The sequence below is a fragment of the Magnetococcus sp. PR-3 genome (genome assembly GCF_036689865.1).
Classification (GTDB): domain Bacteria; phylum Pseudomonadota; class Magnetococcia; order Magnetococcales; family Magnetococcaceae; genus Magnetococcus.
Genome location: NZ_JBAHUQ010000001.1, coordinates 166856 through 186406 on the forward strand (window position 1 = coordinate 166856; position 19551 = coordinate 186406).

Sequence of the window (19551 nt, forward strand, 5' to 3'; positions counted from 1 at the left end):
CCATGAAAAAACCAATCCGTTACCTGAAACCCACTGTGTTGGCCGTTGCTGGTGCTTTAGCCATCGCCTCGGTACAACCCGCCCCTGCTAAAGCAGATGCCACTGGTGTGGCTACCCTGCTTGGTGGTTTGGCTTTAGCTGGCGTACTGTATCATGCGAGCCAACCTGTCCAGGTTCCTCGCTATGGTGTCAACCGCTGGTTGCTACACCCTAACGGCACTGGTGGCGTCCGTGGCTATGGTATGCCACATGTACCCGCACCTGCCATGCCCGTGCGCTATGTGGCCACGCAGCCTGCTTCTGTCTACACAGCAGCTATGCCGCGCCACCAGCCCACCATGCAATACCGCACAGTTGGTGTACCTGTCATGGTATCCCAAGGTGCACCTGTCGGGGTTCTACCTCTGTCAGTCAACATGCAAAATCGTCAGCCCGCTGCAATGCCGGCTGCTGCCGCGGCACCCAAGCAGTAAGCTTTAGGGTTCCACGGTCTCATTCAACGGATTGAATTGGAGATCGGCCATGGATAAGGCAAAGAAGATGTTTAGTCAGCTTTCCAGGGTAGCCGGCCTAACGGCCGCTCTCCTGGTGCTGTCTGCTAATGTGCAGGCTGCAGAGGTGATACGTGGTCAAGCCACCAATCACCTTTTCTACCCTGCATATGCATTCCAAACCAGCTACCCAAGCAAGCAACAGCCGGTTATGGTTATGCAATGGGCACCAACTGGCCCTACGTTCTATACCATGGGTGATCGCCAGATCCCTTTGAATGTGGTCTACCCGACCTCCCAGAAGCAAGTGATACACGGAAAAGTTGTCATGTCTCGTGTCATGCGCTTTGTGGGACTGCAGTAAAAAAAAGAGGGTGGATACCTTATCGGTATCCACCCTCTTTTCTATCCCCTACCCTCTTAGATTTTCCCCGTTTCAGTAGAGCCCTCTCCTCCTGCTGCAACGCTCATTTGCGTGGTTGCTTTCACGCTGCAATGTCAGCACGCAGAGATCTTTCCACAGAAACACTACATATCACTACAAATGCATGTTCCACCACGATCACGGTTTACCTCAATGGTCATGCTCATGAAACACCATATTGGCAAACCGGTAAATGAAGTGTTGAACGCCCAATCAACACTGAAGCTTCCGACATGGTTAACATATATTCACAGCACCCAACTCGTACAGTGCGGGGTCAATGCGGAGAACAGCCAGTCTACCTTGGCTTGGATATTCACACATCAAGTTGCTGTTTGGTGCTACTTGGGCCAGATAGGGAGCTCACTGTCCTAAGCCATGGATATGGATCAAAAGCGGCTCTAAAGCCCACTGGTGATCATCAGCTTGGTTGCCGAAGAGACCTGAGCATACGGTTAGGGTTTGAACCGCACCTTTAACCCTCAGCCCTATCCATCACCATAGGCACTCCATACCGTGCGTCTGGATTCGTCAGTCCAACCTACCAAACCGACCGGTTCACTTGCCGCTCATAGGCTGAACGAATCGCCGCGAGCCATCTGCGCCCAGACCACGCCTTAAAACCATGAAGAGCCACTTATGAGCTTTGGGTCAGAGCTGTCTTCTACTGACGGATGCCCTACAACGCTACGAAATATTTGAGACATAACATGCACTTGATGATCCCGTGCATCTAAACCTGATCAACTCGCCCCTTGGTCTAAGGTAGCGACCGAACCGTTACTCAACTTTCGTTTGCACCGATACCCCACCAAAACTCAGGCAGCTACCTGCAGGAACTGGGCTATTTTTTAAAGAGAAGCGCCCATTAACAAGCAGATAAAGGCCAAGCATAAACGCTATGATCAAAGACATGCATAGAGAGCTGATTCAGCGCTAAAGACGCTGGTCATATGGTCACGCCGCTATAATGACTGAAACACCTCCATCCTCAGCGTTTTCACCGCTCTTAAGAGGTCACAATTCACCTAGCGCTTGCTTTCATGGTCCGGCAGAGCAGTGAAACACGTGAGCAAGGATGGTTGAAGAACCGTGTTATTGATCCCATGGCTTGGATTTAGCGGGACAAGGATGAAAAGGCCAGCGTGTTCTATAATCAAGTTATCAGCCGCAGCTCAATCTGACCAAGGACCTTGCTGCATGGATGCCACAACGGGCAATTAGACGATGGCGATTGATAAAAACTAAAAACAAAGCATGAACGAAATTAGAGGTGTAAGCCGTTTTCGGTTACACTGGAAACGATCGAACAGAGCAAACCATTTTAACACGGTACCGAATACTCCTTGGCGCTTTACATACGACTGAGGAGAAGGTTACCTCTCAATCCTATTCCTCCACTCTGTTGCCTCAGCAAAAACATGCATGGGCTTTCTGTACGCTACAAACAGGTAAAAAGCAGCCTTGCCAGGATGCTGCTTAGAATTGACCAAAAAAAAAGGGCCCATCAAAAGGCCCTTTTTTTTTGTCACAGTCTGTCGCCCTTTAGGGCTCCATCTTTTTATCCTCTTCATCATCGAAGGGAATTTTTCCTGCATCATCCAGCTTCTTTTTATTGGAGGGCCAATATGCCCAGGCCACAATGCCAATAAAAACCAGAAAGAACCAGACCAGGCCCACCTGCTTGCTTAGAGAAATGATACTCTCGGACATCTTCTTACTCCTGGATCCCCATGTAAGAGATCATGCTTAACGCACGACATCGATTCTTTCTTTAAAACGGAACAGATCCTCACCACGGGTGATGCTGATTTGAAGGTACCATGCACCAATTAATGGCGGGGTCACAAGACCAACATATACCCCTGGCTTAGACTCGGCTAGTGAGAAATCCACATCATGGTCTGCACCAATAGGCCGAATTAAGCGACCTAAGACCTGAGCTCCTGAGACGGGGCTCTCACTCTTGTCCTTAATGGTCAGATAAACAGGACCTTCCTGCTTAACCGCCAGCTGGCTGCTATCTTGGACAACATGCCAACCAAGGGCACGTTGTTTTTTACCCTGTTCGACCTCTTTATCAAAGGTCATACCTTTTTTGTACTTACCTTCGGTCACCATCCCCGTCTTGGTTTTTTGTCCCATGTAGATATTGATGCCATTGGCACTAATAACGGTGACAGCCATGATGATGGCTGCTATGGCCCAAGGTTTCCCCCCGGAGAACCGGGGGGCTTTTTCTTCTGTTTGACTCATTCTGGCCTCATAAAGACAGATGTATAACTACCAATGCCAGCCTCAGGATCTTCTGCCGTCAGGGTAAAGACAATTTCCTGAGATCCAGCTTCGATGGATTTTCTAGCTTGTTTGACAAAGAGCTTATAGGGCAACACTTTACCCGGACCAACATCAAAAATTGGATTGCCCTTTTCATCATAACCACTGGCCGAGTCAGCACGTAGAGAGCTATCTTTCAGACCTTCCATAGAGATCACATAACGCTGTGGACCACTGGTCATATTAAGAATACGGATGGTGTAGTTGTTCTGAATACTACCATCCGATTGCATGATGTAAACCGGTTGACGATGCTTAATAACGTTCAAATCGGTTGAGTCACGCACCATAAAGTACCCTACCATGGCGGCAATGCCAACAGCCATCAACGCAGCATAGATCAAGACGCGGGTACGCAAAAAGCGTGGCTGCTGCCCTTTGATCTCACCAAGAGAGGTGTAGCGGATCAGCCGTGGCGGAGCCTCTTCCCCCTCTTTAGCCAAGGAGGCCATCACATCATCGCAGGCATCAATACACATGCCGCAGGTGATACATTGGTACTGCTGACCATCCCGAATATCAATGCCAGTCGGGCAAACGGTGACACACTCATTACAATCAATACACCAGCCAACATCCTTGGGGTTATCATTTCTTACCCGGCGGCTAGACTCACGCGGTTCGCCAAGTTCATCATGATAAGCAATGATAATCGTATCTTCATCAAACATGGCACCCTGGAAGCGTGCATAGGGACACATGTAGATACATACCTGCTCACGCGCAAAACCAGCCATAGTGTAGGTCGTCAGGGCTAAGAAACCCATTGTAAACCAAGCAGGAAATGGTGCCGTACCATCAAGGAACTGACCCATTAAAGTTGGTGCGTCTGCAAAATAGAAAACAAAGACACCACCTGTTAGAACCCCAATAACCAACCAAGTAAAGTGCTTACTTAGTTTGATTAGCCATTTGCGCCCGGTCCATGGCATCTCATCGAGCTTCATACGCTTTTTGCGGTTACCCTCAAAAAGCTTTTCGACATAAATGTAGAGATCGGTCCAGACAGTCTGAAAACAAAAATATCCGCAAAAAACACGACCCGCCAACGCGGTAACAAAGAACAAAGCAATGGTCGCGACAAACAATAGAACCGAAAGCAGGAAGATCTCTTGGGGCCAGATGACAAGATCAAAGATGTAGAACTTGCGTGCTGGCAGGTCAAACAGGATAGCCTGGTCGGGCAAATTCCCTGGTCGCTCCCAGCGCAACATCGGCATGAGATAATAGATCCCCAGCAGGATCACCAGTAGTGCCCAACGGACATTACGGAAGAAACCTCTTTGATACCTGGGGTACAGCTTTTTCCAGTCCTGATACAGGGAGTCTTGGTCTTCTACGGCGGACATGCGTCATCCTCACTTGATTATAACCGGAACGGACGGGGCACTGGGAAGGTGGCCGATTTCTGGCCAATCGTCAATACCGAATCTCTATCTATAGCTGAAGAAAGCAAATCGAATTGCCTCTTATTAACAGTTCTGCCTATTTCGCAACCACTGATAAAGTCTACCATAATGGTACCGTAAAGAAAATTGAACAGATGCAATGCTATTCATAGCCGCACGCTATCAAAACATGATTTGCAGGGCCAGTTTTTGATCAAAAGTGTGGCAAATGCCACATATCAGGTTGATTTGGGCTCAATAAACATGGTAACTATCCCCAGTTGAATAATCATTAGGACAGGATGAAGGCGAGAAACTTGGGTTTTCACGTCCACTCCACTTCAAAGGAGCGTTGCCGTGGCGCAATCAACAACAGCGACAGAGAAGTACGATTACACAATTGTCAAATGGTTCAGTGTGATGACGGTTGTGTATGGAATCGTCGGGTTTATACTCGGTGATTTCATCGCATGGGAATTAGCATTCCCCGCACTGAACGGAGAGATCCCCTACATTACGTTTGGACGTTTGCGTCCCCTGCATACTTCGGCTGTAATTTTCGCCTTTGGCGGTAGTGCCCTGTTTGCAACCAGCTATTATGTTGTTCAGCGTACATGTAAGGCCCGTCTGTTCTCGGATACCATCTCCTGGTTTACATTCTGGGGTTGGAATGCCGTGATCGTCTCGGCTGTGATCACCTATCCTCTGGGTCTGACCCAAGGGCAGGAGTATGCTGAAACCATCTGGCCCATCGATATTCTCATCACCTTAGTGTGGGTAGCCTACTTTATTAACTTTGTAGGTACTCTGGCTAAGCGTAAAGATCAGCATATCTTCGTGGCTAACTGGTTCTATCTGGCTTTCATCATCACCGTTGCCGTGCTGCACCTGGGTAACAACATTGTGGTGCCTGTAAGCTTGACCGAATCCTACCCCATCTTCGCGGGTGTTCAGAATGCGATGATTCAGTGGTGGTATGGTCACAATGCTGTGGGCTTCTTCCTGACTGCTGCATTCTTGGGCATGATGTATTACTACATCCCCAAGCAGGCTGAGCGTCCCATCTTCTCTTACCGTCTGTCCATCGTGCACTTCTGGGCGCTGATCTTCCTGTACATCTGGGCTGGTCCGCACCACCTGCACTATACAGCTCTGCCAGACTGGACCGGTACCCTGGGTATGACCTTCTCGCTGATGCTGATCCTCCCTTCTTGGGGTGGTATGATCAACGGTATCATGACCCTTTCCGGTGCTTGGGATAAGCTGCGTACTGACCCCATTCTCCGCTTCATGGTGGTTTCACTCTCCTTCTACGGTATGTCTACCTTCGAAGGTCCCATCATGTCCATCAAAGAGGTTAATGCTCTTTCCCACTACACCGACTGGACTGTTGGTCACGTGCACTCTGGTGCGCTTGGTTGGGTTGCATTCATCTCCTTCGGTGCTCTGTACCACATGATTCCAAAACTGTGGAACACCAAGATCTACTCCAACGCTCTGATCAGCCTGCACTTCTGGTTGGCCACGATCGGTGTGGTAATCTACGTCGTATCCATGTGGGTTTCCGGTATCATGCAGGGCCTGATGTGGCGTGCCTATGATGATTATGGCAACCTGGTCTACTCCTTCGCAGAAACTGTTGAAGCCATGCATATTTACTATGTCATGCGTGCTTTCGGCGGGTTCCTCTTCGTACTGGGTGGTCTGATTATGGCCTTCAACGTTTTCAAGACCATCCGTCAGGGTGTTCGTGAAGCGCAGACGGCTACGGCCTAATCACCACTAGGATCGAGATTGAAAAGGAGTCAATGCGGTGAAACACGAATCAATTGAGAAAAACATCCCGTTGATGAGTATCCTGGTGGTGATTGTAATCTCCATCGGTGCCATCATTGAGATCTTCCCCCTCTTCTGGATCGACAAGACCATGGAGAAGGTAGAAGGTATTCGCCCTTACACACCTCTGGAGTTGCGCGGTCGTGACATCTATGTCCGCGAAGGTTGCTACAACTGTCACTCCCAGATGATTCGTCCTTTCCGTGACGAGTGGGAACGTTATGGTCACTACTCTCTGGCAGCAGAGTCCAAGTATGACCATCCTTTCCAGTGGAGTTCCAAGCGTACCGGTCCTGACTTGGCCCGTGTCGGTGGTAAATACTCCAGCCTGTGGCATCAGTCCCACATGCGTAAGCCTCAAGCCGTTGTGCCTGAGTCTGTGATGCCTCCCTACCCCTGGCTTGAGAAGAGCAAGCTGGAGTATGGAAACATCAAAGGTCGTATGACGGCACTGAATACCGCGCACAGCTTCGCTTATGGCGAGACCATGTACACTGCTGACATGCTCGACAATGCGAAGGCTGACCTGGAAGCTCAGGCTATTCCTGATAGTGATACCGACGGTCTAACCGGTCGTTACGGTGAGAAGGTTGCCTACGATGATTTCGATGGCAAAGCCGACGAGATCACTGAACTGGACGCCTTGGTGGCCTATCTTCAGATGCTGGGGACCCTTGTGGACTTCTCCAAGTATGAAGATCAGGAACGCTATTAATCGGCCCACTGCCTAACCTAAGGAGAGACGTTCATGTCTGAAGAGAACAAAAGCGTATCCACCACCGGGCACCAGTGGGACGACGAAGACGGGTATCCTCTACAAGAGTACAATAACCCGCTGCCAACTTGGTGGTTGTACACCTTCTACTTCACCATCGCGCTGTCGATCGTATGGTGGATCCTATATCCCGCATGGCCCCTGGCTGAAAGTGCCACTAAGGGTGTCCTGGGTTGGGATATGCATAAGCAGTTACGTGCTGAGCTGGCTGAAGCCAAAAAAGAACGTGCCGTTTATGAAGACCAAATTGCGAGCATGGAGCTTTCAGCCATTGCGAACGATACCGGTCTGAAGGCTTATGCTGACTCTGCTGGTAAAGCGATCTTTGGTGACTTCTGTCGTCCTTGCCACGGCCCTGCTGGTCAGAACAACTCAGCTGGCTTCCCCGTGCTGAATGACGATGATTGGCTCTACGGTGGTGAACTGGCTCATATCAGCGAGACCATTAATAATGGTCGTGCTGGTGTCATGCCTGCACACCTCGAAGCAGCTGGTGGTTCTTTCTCTGAAACTCAGGTCAACGCCTTGACTGACTATGTCATGAGCTTGTCCGGTTTGGACCACGATGCGGCTGCTGTGGCTCAGGGTAAAGAGCTGTTTAATGGTGATGCTTCCTGCTACACCTGCCATGGTGACACCGCTAAAGGCTCTATGATGGATAAAGCCGAAGGCGAAGAGATCGATGGTAGTGTTGGCGCACCAAACTTGACGGATGCCATTTGGCTGTACGGTTCTTCTCGTGATGATGTCTACAAGACCATCGCAAATGGCCGTAACGGTAAAATGCCCGCATGGGGTGAAGGCTTCGAAGGGTTCGGTAAACAGCTGACCCCTCTGGATATCAAGAAGCTGACCATCTATGTGCATGGTCTGGGTGGTGGTCAGTAAGACCCTCTCCCACCGCTACCGCAGTTAAGTAGCAAAAATGAAAAAGCCCTATCCTCATGGATAGGGCTTTTTTTTATCAATCGCTCTTAACATCATCGGCAAGGCTTAAGAAAAAGCCATAATCTGCCGATGCCGTAAACAAGAATACTGTCTAACACGTATACGTTCTTATCAGCACAGAATCCCCATGCTTGTTCATGGCTCAGGAGTAATGAGATGAATCTGGAGAAGGTTGTCTTTGGCTTTTTTATCGTCTTTGCACTGACCCTAAATTTTGGCTTCTGTTTAGGGGATATAGACAACCCGTCTCACCACCATGTCTGGGAACTGTTTGCAACCATTGTGGTTAACCTTATTGCAACCATTCTTAAATTTGGTGACCGCTCTCAAATGGGCGCCGCTCTTCTAGCGACAAGTTTTGTTGCAGATCTTCAGCTCTTTGCCGCAGCCATTGTGTGGGGTTACACCGCACATGTCTCCATGACCTTTGGCCAAGAGGGGGTCATGGCCAGTATTGTCTCATTAGCCAGCGGTGCACTGCTCGCAAACATCATCTCTGTTGCCATTTTGGTAATTGAGGTGGTGATGATTCGGCGTTAACACCATGGTGGTCAAAAGTATCTATTACCAGATCTTTCGGCGCATGCGGTTTCCTTTACTGCTGCTGCTGAGTGCCTATGCCATCGCCATTTTTGGTATGACGTTAATACCAGGCGTCGATGATCAAGGTAACGTCTGGTACATGTCGTTTTTTCATGCGACCTACTATGTCAGTTTTATGGCCACGACCATTGGCTTTGGCGAAATCCCCTATGCATTTTCTGATGCCCAACGCATGTGGGGTATTGTTTCCATCTACCTGACCGTGATCTCTTGGTTTTATGCCATTGGCGCCATCATTAATATTATGCAAGATGCCGCCTTTAGACGTGCCCTGGTTGAGCTTAAATTTCGTCGCCAAGTCCATCATCTAGGTGAACCTTTTTATATTGTCTGTGGCTTTGGCGATACAGGTACCGCGCTGGTGCGGGCGTTAACGGACCGAGGCATTTACGCGGTTGTACTGGATAAACAGGTTGAAGCGATCAATCGTCTGAACCTCAAAGATTACCAGCTGGATGTCCCTGCACTTTACGGCGATGTCACCATGCCTGAGACCCTCAAACTGGCAGGGTTGCAACTTGAGCGTTGCCAGGGGGTTGTGGCTATGACCGATAATGATGCGGTCAACCTAAAGGTCGCCATTACCAGCAAACTGCTCAGCCCTAATTTACCGGTTATCTGCCGAGGGGAACGGCCAGACTACGAAGAGAACATGGCCTCTTTCGGCACAGATCATATCATAGACCCCTATCTCACCTTCTCAAGTCGTCTGGGCTTAGCCTTGGACAAACCGGGCGCCTACACCCTTTATAATTGGCTGGCGGCCATCTCACGCGCGCCCCTACCCGATCCCATCTTTCCACCCAAAGGAAAATGGGTGTTATGTGGCTATGGACGCTTTGGTCAGGCCATGCATGCGCGCTTAACCAGTCAGGGTATTACTGTGGTCACGGTAGAGGTTGATCCTGAAGGGACCAATAGCCCTCCGGGTAGTATCCAAGGTTGGGGTACAGATCACGATACCCTACACAAAGCCGGGATCGAAACCGCCGTTGGCTTGGTTGCTGGTACTGAGAACGATACCAACAACCTTTCCATTGTTATGACAGCTTTAGAGATGAACCCTGATCTGTTTGTGGTCATCCGTGAAAATCGTCGTGTTAATGGTGAACTGTTTAAAAAAGTCGGGGCCGATCTGGTGATGCAGTCCAGTGCCATTTTAGCCCGTGAGGTACGCTTGTTATTAACGCTGCCTTTGGTTAAAGATTTTCTCCGTGAAGTCGAGAAAATGGATAACGATTGGTCGAACCAAACGGTGAGTCGAGTAGCGGGTATTGCGGGGGAAACGGTCCCGGATATTTGGGATATGGAGATCTGTACGGAACAAACCCCTGCAATTTCAAATCAATTAGAACATGGGCAGATGATCACCCTTTCCCACCTACTTTATGAACCCACCAAGCGGGAAGAACCCTTAGCCTTACTTCCCCTATTTATTCGCCGAACGGATGGTTCATGCATGGTTACGCCCCCCCCTGCCTGCCCTTTATTTGATGGCGACAAAGTTCTTTTTTGTGGTGCCTATGGTGTTAAGGAACGCTTGGCATGGAGCATCAATAACGATCTGTTATTGAAGTATATTATTACAGGTAAAGATCAGTCTCAGGGATGGCTTTTTCGCAGATTTCAGGCATGAAAAAACCCCAATAAATGGGGCTTGAGCTTACGGGTGCGTCTTTATCATTATGGGTGTGTGCAAACTCGCTGACCTCTTGACTCGACCTATTTTCCGCTGGACGTTGTTTTAAGAACCCGCCTGGTTAAGAGCAGTGTTCTTAAAACAACGTCCAAACGTCCCCTTATTTTTTTTTGATGGAGCCCTTTTGGGTCTTCTCATCTTGATGGGGGATCATATCCTGATCGTCATCATAGAGGATACGGTGAGCGGGACCTTCTAAATCATCAAACTGACCCTGTTTCCATGACCAGATCATGAGCCCTAGAAAACCTAGCGCAATGAAGATACCCAGCGGCAAAAGAATAAAGATGACTTCCATGAGATAAACCCGGACTCCACGTCATTCCCCTGCCTTCTCGACAGTGACACTATAGGAAGAAATGTCAGGAAGAACAAGGAGGAATTGTAAAAAAAATGAGTGTTTTTTTTACGTTATTTTTTGTGATCTTCACAGGGCGAATAATATCCATCATTTACCCTAGATTCTTATATTTATATATTCCGATCACAGGTGCTTTTGTTTAATCTTTCCCCGCGTTCAACCCCTTTGCCATACGGTTAAGCCGCAACGCATTGCCCACAACAATCAGGCTAGAGAGAGGCATAGCCACGGCGGCAAAAATGGGAACAATGAGACCGGCCATGGCCAACGGTATGGTCACCATATTATAGCACAATGAGAACAACAAGTTTTGCTTGATCACCTTCATGGTAGCCCGAGACAGCTCCAACGCATCAACCGCGGTTTCCATTTTGGGGTTAAGCAGCACCACATCTGCGGTTTCCATTGAAATATCAGATGCATTTTCAACCGCCAAAGCCACGTCAGCTCTTGCCAGCGCGGGGGCATCATTCACCCCATCACCAATCATAGCAACGCGGCTGCCGTCGGCCTGCAAGGTCGCCACTTGTTGTTCCTTTTCACCAGGCAGTACCCCACCAATCCCCTCTTGAGCACCAACCTGCTGTCTAACTTGCTCCACAACCTCTGGCTGGTCGCCGGAGAGCAACAGCGTTTTCAACTCCATATCATGCAGACGCTGTATGGCCTTATAGGCGTCCGTTTTAGGGGTATCTGACAACTCAATCCACCCCAACAACTGATCATCTTGCGCCACTGCGACACGGGTTGCAGCCAGCCCCACCTTTTCATCCGGCAGGGTTTGGCCTAGCTCTCTTTCGACAAAAGCGGGCCGTCCAATCATTGCCCGAGTAGAGGCCCACTGCCCCACCACGCCAAGACCCGGATAGTTTTTCAACACCACCCCCTGTTGGTCAATGCTAAGGCCACGTTCACGGGCCGCCTGAACAATAGCATTGGCCAGAGGGTGCTCAGAGAGCCGCTCCAGAGTTGCAGCGGTTTGCAGCAGTTGTGTCTCCGATCCCCCAGTGACGGGCAGAAGAGCCGTTACTTTGGGTTTACCGGTGGTCACGGTGCCTGTTTTATCCAGCACAACTCTGGATACCCGTGCCAGACGCTCCAGAACCTCGCCGCCCTTAATCAACAATCCATTACGAGAGGCCACCCCAGTTGCCACAACAATGGCTGCCGGTGTTGCCAAACCCAAGGCGCAAGGACAGGTTATAATCAGCAAGGAAACCGTGTTTTCAAGCGCTTGAGATGGGTCGATATACATCCAAATGGTAAACGTTATGGTACCCAACAACAAAATAGCAGCCACAAACCAACTGGCGATGCGGTCTGCCAAGGTTTGAATAGGGGGGCGGGAAGCCTGGGCCGATTCGACCAAGCGAATGATCCGAGCAATGGCAGAGTCCTGGCCCACACGGATCACCTCCATGGTAAACGCACCATCCAGATTCATCGCGCCACCAGGCACCCGATCCCCTTCTTTTTTGGGAATAGGTACACTCTCGCCAGTGAGCATGGATTCATCCACGGCGCTCACACCATCGAGCAATCGCCCATCCAGTGGAATTTGCATACCTGGACGAACCACCACCTTTTCACCAATCGAGACCTCACGAATCGAGACCGTCTCCTCTTCCCCCTCCCTGAGTACAACAGCCGTACGGGGTTCAAGGCTGATCAATCGTTCCGTTGCACCTGCAGCTTTACGTCTGGCAACTGACTCCAAATAGCGCCCAGTCAGCAGAATAAACAGGAACATGGTCACTGAATCAAAATAGACCTCCCCTTCTAACTGAAGGGTAATATAGACACTGTAGCTATATGTAATGGTTGCCCCAAGTGCGATCGGCAGATCCATGGTAAGCCGGCCAGCTCGCAGGCCATTAATGGCCCCCCGTAAAAAAGGCCAACCCGAAAAAAACACCACAGGCGTTGCGATGAGAAGAGAAACCAGATGTAGGAAGTTTTTATATTGATCTTCAATGCCTGTAAAATAACCGGCATAGAGCGCGACCGCGATGAGCATGACATTGCCAGCCCCAAAGCCTGCAACAGCCATCCGCAATAAAAGATCCCGATCTCGCTTCCGGTGCCCACTTTCAACACTTTCGGGATCGTAAGGTTCAGCCTTATAACCGATACGACGCACCGCATCAATCACCTCAGAAAGAGGTAATGCATCCCGGTTCCATTTTAACAGAGCCCGGTGGGTCGAAAAATTGACCCGTGCTTCAATCACCCCAGGCAAATTGGCCAAGACTTTTTCATTGAGCCAGACACACGCCGCGCAGTGTATGCCCTCCAACAACAGGTGAATTTCCTGGTTGCCATCTTCCAGCTCTCTGACATAACGCTTTTGATATTCAGCATCATCAAACGCTTTAAGCCTGGAGAGCTCACGCTCTTCCGGGCGACCACCACTCTGATCAGGATCCCGGCGTTTATAAAACTCCTGCAAGCCAGCATCTTGGATCAATCGAAAGGCTGTTTTGCATCCGGTACAGCAAAAATGCCGCAAAGCGCCCTCATGCTCATAATGGATATCTAAACCATCGGCAATCGGCAGACCGCAGTGGTAACAAAACCCTGCATCTTCATAGGACATACGGCTTGTCTCAATCTTTGACTTACGGTGTTTCCAAAAGGATAACGGCAGAAGGACCAGACTGGTTATGAATAACCTGTCCTGCATAACCGGGTACAGCGGTTATACGACCAGATACAGGCGCCAACAGCTGGCTTCGCTGAAGTCGCCACTGCGCTTGAGACAAAACCCACTGCGCGTGCGCCTGTCGCGCTTGAGCCTCTGCCAGAGCCAGCTCGGCCTCTTCTAACTCCTGCTTGGAGGCATTTAGATCATCGTACAGCTTTTGCGCCCGCTGCCAAGCCTCTTGCGCATAATCGGCAGCCAGTTTGGCCGATTTATGCCCTATTTGAGCCTGTTTGAGTGCTGCATAGAACAAGGTTTGATCCAACTTAGCCAGTGACGCACCTTGTTGCACCGACATACCCGGCTTAACCATAACCCGTTCAACCACACCATCCACCGCAAAAGTTAACGGCTTTTCCGCTCCCATTGCAGGGGATACATGGCCCCCAACCCATACGAGGCTAAGGAACAACAACGGGGCAATCTTTTTACTCTTTAACATGATGTTCACCATATCCACTACCAACAGGAGGCGTAAAACCACCCTCTTGTGGTTCTGAGTTTTGGCCATCACGCTGACCAATTTGTTGCAAATAATCCGCTTGCAGTGCCTGTTCAGGGTTATCCCCTAACAGGCTGGCAAGCTTGGCCACGGCCACATAATAAGCCCCATCCGCACGCACTTGATCAGCTTCCGCCTGGGTGAGCTCAACCATGGCATCACCCAATGTCGAAACCCGCTCCATTTGATAAAGGCTTTGCCGCTTCATGAGGTTGGCCTCTGCCCACTGCATGGTGGCTTTAGCCGCAATCAAACCTTGTTTGGCATTAGAGAGATCACTTAACAGCTGCTTGAGTGCAATGGTCAGCGTACGTCTTGTTGCATCTTGTTTGGCCAACACTTCGGTGGTTGTGGCCGCCTGTTTTTGCTTTTTAGCATCCAAAGCCCCACCACTCCAAAGGGGCAAATCCAACTCTAAGCCAATGGCCCAACGGTTTCTACCACTCAGCTCTCGAGCACTCTGCCCAACATGGCTGAACAGATTGAGCTCTGGTGTCCAAACGGTTGCTTCTTGTTCAGCACGAGCAGCTTCTAAGGCACGTTGAACCTGTTTGGCTTGAGGGTTATGGGAGAGCACCCGCTGCAACAAAGGTTCAACATCATACTCTGTGGTAAACCCTTTAGGGGCGGCTGGTGGACGGATTAAAGTATCACTCAAGCTCTGCCCGGTCAGTAAGGAAAGCTGAACCCGGGCCATTCGGTTTTCACTACGGGCCTGATAAAGCTTATGGCGGGTACGTTCCACACGGGCCAACCATTGTGCCACGCTCAGATCATCTGTTTTACCCAGCGCCAAGTGCTCTTTGGCCCGATCCCAGCGCACATAAGCCAAAGCATGGGCCTCCTCCAAACTTTGAACAGCCAGTTCAGAGGCATGCAGTTGGTAGAACCGTTCAATCACATCAACCACAAAGTGACTTTGCGCTTGCTCTACTTGAGCGCGCTTGGCTTGATAGCGCAGATCAGCCGCCCTCTCTCTGGCCTGTTGATGACCAAACAGATGAAGAGGCTGGTTAACTTCAAGAATGGTCTGATAATCGTGTTGCCGAGCACCTTCAGCGTGACTTTTGTAGCGTTTGGTGTGCGCTTGCAGATCCAAACGGGCACGATCTTCTGCCTCTACAGCAGCTTTTTCGGCGGCAGCTTGTTGCGCTCGGGCTTGAACCATCGCGACCTGGGGGTTGCCATGTTGACGCGCCTGTTTAATTAAAGTAGGCAGGTCAAGCTTAATGGTATCGGCCATGGCGTGGGAAAGCAGCGTGACCGAAAACACAACACCAAAAATGAATTTTTTAAACATCATCAATGTCATGACCCTTGCTGTCGCATCCAACGCACAAAGGAGCCCTTCTCCCACCCCTTCTCTTTAACGTACCTTCCAGCCCCCACAAAAATTCGTGGATTTTGATACCCCGTCAGCTTTAGCCGCTCTTTTCCCTGGGTATCATAAAACAGGAATACAGGGGTGGCACGTATACGCATGTTCCTCGCCCATTTTTTTTCACTCATCTCTTGGCCATCAGGTGTCACCATATCCAGATCGCCACGGATGTTGGTCTCCAACAGCACATAGTTCTTGGTGTAATAGCTGTCTACATCGGGATCAGGAAAGACCCTAAGCCGCATTTTGTCACAGAAAGGGCAACCGCTGTAGTGGAACATCACCACCAAACCCTTGCCCTCTTCTGCAGCGGCTTCCATCTCACCGGGCAGATCCAGATCAAGGCTTTCACCAACAAAAGCGGCCTGGGCCGGTGTGGAGATCAGTACGGCAATAAGAATAAAAAAGGATCGAAGAATCATGTTCAAGGCATGCCACTCCTATTAATTGCACAGACAAAATCCTCATTAAACCTGTCATATCGTTTTTTTTCAATGTTCATCATTCCAGCTACCCGGCCCACACCGCTTGTACCCACAAAAAAAGCCAAGCCCAACCGGGCTTGGCCTGTACGAAGAGGAGGATGCCATGCCCACACAAGGGCATAAAGTAAAACCTTCGCCAGCTTGTGTAGGATGTACTCTATTGGAACATAAAAAGACCAGAAAAGTTCCCTTTTATATACAACCTTAAAAAACCATGGTAAAAGCCCGCAAACTCCCTTATAAAACCACTTTTTTCTTAACCTGCATCAATCGCACAACGCTTATCTCTCCATAAAAATATCTATCCATATGTTTTTGGTCCCTCTCTTGCGAAATAACCTTGTCAGATTCATTTAAACAAACACACCTACCGTAAACACTTGTTTAATATGTTTAAAGATTTGTTTTTAATAGCGACAGGAGAGGATTATGCTTGATTTTATTGCAACATTTTTTTTGATCACCACCATCTCTCTTTTGGTGATCGTTATGCTTGATGGCTCCCTATTACTCTTACAATTTTTAAAGCGCTACTGGGAAGATGAAGAGCAGCCGCATGAATAGCATGACCAATTGTCAGACACTACCTGCAAAAGGGGTCTTTTTATTAACCTTAAGATGCACCACCAACATGCCTTTGCCTAATCAGATACAATACCTGCTAAAATAGTGATATTTCTAGATTAGTATTCCCCATTACATTTCTGTTTTTTTTACATCAGATGCCATAATTTCATTGTGATCCTAACCTTATATTGGCTACATTGTTTATGTGGTGTGGTTTACTGATATAAAGATAATAAGAAGAGGGGCGCCGCCCACCTGGAGTTTAATGGATCAAATGATCTCTATTTAAACTTTCAGCCCTCAATGATGCTCGACCATGCCTACTGGTGTGGTTGGAGAGGATCGATGAACCACCCTGAACATGTGGATGGTTCTATAGAATAGGCACAAGATCTCTGCTTAGGTAAGCCTACAACAGACCCCTTACCATGCAAACGATCCTATACCCTCCTCTTCAATCCCAACCAGATGGTTCATCTGTAAATACGGTGATAGTGAAACTGGGTTGCAACTTTCTGGATTGTCCATGCTTGCCATTGTTCAAAAAAAAGTCGGACTAAAAATCCTGCTGGCGGTTGGTATTATTGGAACCATCAGTCTGCTGGGCATGGGTGGGTTTGTTATCCATACCATGGAACGCAGTCTCTTGGAGCAACATGAGTCGAGCATTCGCCAATTGGCCGAAGGGGCCAAACGCGGCCTGCAAACCATCATGTTAGCGGGTAATTCCAATATCGCCCATGATTACAAAACCAACTTCAAACAAGTCAAAGGCTTAAAAACATTCCGAATTCTAAGAACTGACCGCTCACTCGCCTTTTATCGCTCCCGTGAAGACCTTCGAGACGCCGCTGAAGAGAAAGCGGATGAGGATGAGTTAGAAGGGGAAGAGCGCGAACAGTTTATGGCCCAAGCTACTGATTACATCAATAAAATGGGCCCCCAAGATGAAGATAAATATGAAGCCGATGTTGAGATCCACCTGGGTGCACAAGGGAATGCGACCTTTGCCTCTGTGATCAAACAGAAGGATGACCACCCTCAGTTTATTCGAGAAACCCAAGAGAATGGTGAAAACCTCATCACCATTCTCAGCCCACTGTTTAACCAGCCACGCTGCTATCAATGTCATGACCCTGAAGAGCGGGTACGGGGCGTGTTCCAAATCACGACCTCCCTCAAAGAGGTTGAAGAGAAAATTGCCGATACCAAGCTAACCGCCCTTATGGTGCTTATTGGCTTTATCATCGCATTTTTGCTGCTCTTAGGCTTTATGTTACGTCGCACCCTGACCTGCCCCTTAAACCACATTGGGGGGGCCATCCAAGTTTTGGCAGATGGCGATCTAACGAACCGTATCGACTCCAACCATGAAGATCAGGCACACCAGGATGAGCTGGATGAGATTGTCAATCAGGTCAACCATATGACCGACAATCTAACCAACACAGTGGACACCATTGAAGTCCAATCGACCACCCTGAATGTCTGCGTTGCACAGCTGCAATATGTGCAACAAGTTTTACGTAACGATGCCGAAGAGGCCCACAACATCAATCAAGAACTTGCCCATGATAACGAAAAAATGGGGGAAGGACTCTCTGAGATGCAGTCATCGGTCTCTCAGGCGAGTGGTCGTATTGAGGGCATCTCCAGTGACATCAACCAGCTGACAGGGGAGATCTCCAGCATTGCTGAATCTGCCGAGATCGCCAGCCAGAATGTTCATACCATGGCTGCTGCTGCTGAGCAGATGAACGCCAATATCGAACAGGTCAATAGCAGTCTGCGTCAGGTCGATGAAGAGGTTGGTACGGTTGTTCACTCCATTTCGGAGCTCTCTAGCAACCAAGATCAGATTCGTGGCTTGTGTGAAGATGCCAACGAAGCATCCACCACCGCAGCGAACCAGGCCAAAAGCACCCGTGACGCCATGAACAACCTCACGGAGTCGGCTCATGAAATTGGCAAAGTGGTGGATATTATTAATGCCATCGCTGGACAGACCAACATGCTGGCACTGAATGCCTCTATTGAAGCGGCTGGCGCGGGTGAAGCAGGTAAAGGCTTTGCCGTTGTTGCCAATGAAGTCAAAGAGCTGGCCCAACAGACCGCCGATGCAACGAAGCTGATCTCTAAGCGGGTTGAAGAGATTCAAGGCCATACAGATCAAGCCGTCTCTATCTCGCGTGAAGTTAACAATAATATTGAGCGCATTACAGAGGTTAATGCCAGCATTAATGGCGCAGTTGATAGCCAATCCCGCAGCGCTGGCCAGATCAACTCCGCCGTTGGCCGTGTCTCTGAGTCAGGGGCCGTGGTAAACCGCAACGCTGAAGAGCTGCATCAAGCCGCCCATGAAGTTGCCCGCTCCGCGGCTGAAGCGGCAACGGGTACCACAGATATTGCCACATCCTCGGCCAACTTGGCCCAAATGGCTGGCAATGTTTCCCAACAAACCGATGAAGCCAACAGCTTTATTCAGTCGGTCAATGAGTTTGCCAAGCAAACTCAACGGGTCTCTGGTGGTGATAAGATGCAACGCGCCTTCCAGCTGGCCACCTATTTACGTCGCTCTGTCGAGTACCTTGGCAAATTGACCAACACCGTCTATGCCACCAGCACGGCTTTAAATGCTTCACACCAAGAGCTACAAATTGCTGAAAAAACCTTTGATACAGACTGCTTTAAATCCAGCGCACTGGATTGGGTTAACATGCTCGGTCAGGTGATTGAAGGACGCATGATGTCCGATGAGCTGACCAAAAAGCTCACGGACAATTGTGACTATTTTGAGTGGCTTGAAACTGAAGCTAAAGAGGCCTTTGCGGGTAATGAAAAATTTGAAGCGCTCTATCAAGGTAGTTTAGAGATGCGTAATCTGGCGGACTTGGTCTTAGAAGCACTCCACCGGAAAGATCGGGATGAAGCCCTACAGCGCCTGGATACGTTTGATAGCCACCGGGCACAGCTGTTTGTCATTATGGATGACTTCTACCTCTCCCTCTAAACACCTCGGCATACCATAAAAAAACAGGGCCTATCAGGGCCCT

17 protein-coding genes are annotated in these 19551 nt (G+C 49.3%); 9 read left to right on the forward strand and 8 right to left on the reverse strand.

The genetic code is table 11. The features are described from left to right. Positions 1–2 precede the first annotated feature (2 nt). Positions 3–473 (forward strand): hypothetical protein, encoded by a 471-nt coding sequence (locus V5T57_RS00715; RefSeq protein ID WP_332889227.1) that lies wholly within the window; start codon positions 3–5, stop codon positions 471–473. Positions 474–522: 49 nt separating this feature from the next. Next, positions 523–855, forward strand: coding sequence for a hypothetical protein (locus tag V5T57_RS00720; RefSeq protein WP_332889228.1), 333 nt, complete (start codon positions 523–525; stop codon positions 853–855). 1605 nt (positions 856–2460) lie between these two features. On the opposite strand, the gene V5T57_RS00725 is transcribed toward V5T57_RS00720, so the two are convergent. From V5T57_RS00725 to ccoG, 3 genes are read right to left on the reverse strand one after another with little or no spacing between them, the layout of a single operon-like run. Next, positions 2461–2628 (reverse strand): cbb3-type cytochrome oxidase subunit 3, encoded by a 168-nt coding sequence (locus V5T57_RS00725; protein ID WP_332889229.1) that lies wholly within the window; start codon positions 2626–2628, stop codon positions 2461–2463. Between the two features lie 36 nt (positions 2629–2664). Continuing rightward, positions 2665–3171, reverse strand: coding sequence for a FixH family protein (locus tag V5T57_RS00730; protein WP_332889230.1), 507 nt, complete (start codon positions 3169–3171; stop codon positions 2665–2667). Continuing rightward, positions 3168–4601: a cytochrome c oxidase accessory protein CcoG gene (gene ccoG / locus V5T57_RS00735; RefSeq protein WP_332889231.1), complete on the reverse strand. Its 1434-nt coding sequence runs from the start codon at positions 4599–4601 to the stop codon at positions 3168–3170. The genes V5T57_RS00730 and ccoG overlap by 4 nt, the downstream gene beginning before the upstream one ends. Before the next feature lie 396 nt (positions 4602–4997). Here ccoG and ccoN point away from each other — a divergent pair, with 396 nt between their 5' ends. The 5 genes from ccoN to V5T57_RS00760 all read left to right on the forward strand — a co-directional run bounded on the left by ccoN (position 4998) and on the right by V5T57_RS00760 (position 10438). After that, the gene (gene ccoN / locus V5T57_RS00740) at positions 4998–6416 is read left to right on the forward strand and encodes a cytochrome-c oxidase, cbb3-type subunit I (protein WP_332889232.1); all 1419 of its coding nucleotides are present in this window, start codon (positions 4998–5000) and stop codon (positions 6414–6416) included. Positions 6417–6489: 73 nt separating this feature from the next. Continuing rightward, the gene (ccoO, locus tag V5T57_RS00745; protein ID WP_442918156.1) at positions 6490–7191 is read left to right on the forward strand and encodes a cytochrome-c oxidase, cbb3-type subunit II; all 702 of its coding nucleotides are present in this window, start codon (positions 6490–6492) and stop codon (positions 7189–7191) included. 33 nt (positions 7192–7224) lie between these two features. After that, positions 7225–8139 (forward strand): cytochrome-c oxidase, cbb3-type subunit III, encoded by a 915-nt coding sequence (gene ccoP / locus V5T57_RS00750; protein ID WP_332889234.1) that lies wholly within the window; start codon positions 7225–7227, stop codon positions 8137–8139. A gap of 216 nt (positions 8140–8355) precedes the next feature. After that, complete coding sequence (locus V5T57_RS00755) at positions 8356–8739, forward strand: DUF6394 family protein (RefSeq protein ID WP_332889235.1); 384 nt, start codon at positions 8356–8358, stop codon at positions 8737–8739. A 4-nt stretch (positions 8740–8743) separates the two neighbouring features. Beyond that, on the forward strand, positions 8744–10438 hold the full coding sequence (locus V5T57_RS00760; RefSeq protein ID WP_332889236.1) for a potassium channel family protein: 1695 nt from the start codon (positions 8744–8746) through the stop codon (positions 10436–10438). Positions 10439–10601: 163 nt separating this feature from the next. Here V5T57_RS00760 and ccoS read toward each other — a convergent pair whose 3' ends face one another. From ccoS to V5T57_RS00785, 5 genes are all read right to left on the reverse strand, one after another. After that, the gene (ccoS, locus tag V5T57_RS00765) at positions 10602–10799 is read right to left on the reverse strand and encodes a cbb3-type cytochrome oxidase assembly protein CcoS (RefSeq protein ID WP_332889237.1); all 198 of its coding nucleotides are present in this window, start codon (positions 10797–10799) and stop codon (positions 10602–10604) included. A gap of 202 nt (positions 10800–11001) precedes the next feature. Further along, positions 11002–13458: a heavy metal translocating P-type ATPase gene (locus V5T57_RS00770; RefSeq protein WP_332889238.1), complete on the reverse strand. Its 2457-nt coding sequence runs from the start codon at positions 13456–13458 to the stop codon at positions 11002–11004. Between the two features lie 22 nt (positions 13459–13480). Further along, positions 13481–14005, reverse strand: a complete 525-nt coding sequence (locus tag V5T57_RS00775; RefSeq protein ID WP_332889239.1) for an efflux RND transporter periplasmic adaptor subunit — start codon at positions 14003–14005, stop codon at positions 13481–13483. Further along, positions 13992–15368: a TolC family protein gene (locus V5T57_RS00780; RefSeq protein WP_332889240.1), complete on the reverse strand. Its 1377-nt coding sequence runs from the start codon at positions 15366–15368 to the stop codon at positions 13992–13994. Before V5T57_RS00780 ends, V5T57_RS00775 begins: the two co-directional genes overlap by 14 nt. 5 nt (positions 15369–15373) lie before the next feature. Continuing rightward, positions 15374–15868 (reverse strand): thioredoxin family protein, encoded by a 495-nt coding sequence (locus tag V5T57_RS00785; RefSeq protein WP_332889407.1) that lies wholly within the window; start codon positions 15866–15868, stop codon positions 15374–15376. 492 nt (positions 15869–16360) lie between these two features. Here V5T57_RS00785 and V5T57_RS00790 point away from each other — a divergent pair, with 492 nt between their 5' ends. Both V5T57_RS00790 and V5T57_RS00795 read left to right on the forward strand, forming a co-directional pair. Next, on the forward strand, positions 16361–16495 hold the full coding sequence (locus V5T57_RS00790) for a hypothetical protein (RefSeq protein ID WP_332889241.1): 135 nt from the start codon (positions 16361–16363) through the stop codon (positions 16493–16495). 529 nt (positions 16496–17024) lie between these two features. Further along, positions 17025–19508 (forward strand): methyl-accepting chemotaxis protein, encoded by a 2484-nt coding sequence (locus V5T57_RS00795; RefSeq protein ID WP_332889242.1) that lies wholly within the window; start codon positions 17025–17027, stop codon positions 19506–19508. Positions 19509–19551: the final 43 nt, after the last annotated feature.

Bases quoted from the DNA above. Each gene is read 5' to 3' on its own strand.
- V5T57_RS00715 (WP_332889227.1), top strand. From the start codon at position 3: ATGAAAAAACCAATCCGTTACCTGAAACCCACTGTGTTGGCCGTTGCT.
- V5T57_RS00720 (WP_332889228.1), top strand. From the start codon at position 523: ATGGATAAGGCAAAGAAGATGTTTAGTCAGCTTTCCAGGGTAGCCGGC.
- V5T57_RS00725 (WP_332889229.1), bottom strand. From the start codon at position 2,628: ATGTCCGAGAGTATCATTTCTCTAAGCAAGCAGGTGGGCCTGGTCTGG.
- V5T57_RS00730 (WP_332889230.1), bottom strand. From the start codon at position 3,171: ATGAGTCAAACAGAAGAAAAAGCCCCCCGGTTCTCCGGGGGGAAACCT.
- ccoG (WP_332889231.1), bottom strand. From the start codon at position 4,601: ATGTCCGCCGTAGAAGACCAAGACTCCCTGTATCAGGACTGGAAAAAG.
- ccoO (WP_442918156.1), top strand. From the start codon at position 6,490: ATGAGTATCCTGGTGGTGATTGTAATCTCCATCGGTGCCATCATTGAG.
- ccoP (WP_332889234.1), top strand. From the start codon at position 7,225: ATGTCTGAAGAGAACAAAAGCGTATCCACCACCGGGCACCAGTGGGAC.
- V5T57_RS00755 (WP_332889235.1), top strand. From the start codon at position 8,356: ATGAATCTGGAGAAGGTTGTCTTTGGCTTTTTTATCGTCTTTGCACTG.
- V5T57_RS00760 (WP_332889236.1), top strand. From the start codon at position 8,744: ATGGTGGTCAAAAGTATCTATTACCAGATCTTTCGGCGCATGCGGTTT.
- ccoS (WP_332889237.1), bottom strand. From the start codon at position 10,799: ATGGAAGTCATCTTTATTCTTTTGCCGCTGGGTATCTTCATTGCGCTA.
- V5T57_RS00770 (WP_332889238.1), bottom strand. From the start codon at position 13,458: ATGTCCTATGAAGATGCAGGGTTTTGTTACCACTGCGGTCTGCCGATT.
- V5T57_RS00775 (WP_332889239.1), bottom strand. From the start codon at position 14,005: ATGTTAAAGAGTAAAAAGATTGCCCCGTTGTTGTTCCTTAGCCTCGTA.
- V5T57_RS00780 (WP_332889240.1), bottom strand. From the start codon at position 15,368: ATGATGTTTAAAAAATTCATTTTTGGTGTTGTGTTTTCGGTCACGCTG.
- V5T57_RS00785 (WP_332889407.1), bottom strand. From the start codon at position 15,868: ATGATTCTTCGATCCTTTTTTATTCTTATTGCCGTACTGATCTCCACA.
- V5T57_RS00790 (WP_332889241.1), top strand. From the start codon at position 16,361: ATGCTTGATTTTATTGCAACATTTTTTTTGATCACCACCATCTCTCTT.
- V5T57_RS00795 (WP_332889242.1), top strand. From the start codon at position 17,025: ATGCTTGCCATTGTTCAAAAAAAAGTCGGACTAAAAATCCTGCTGGCG.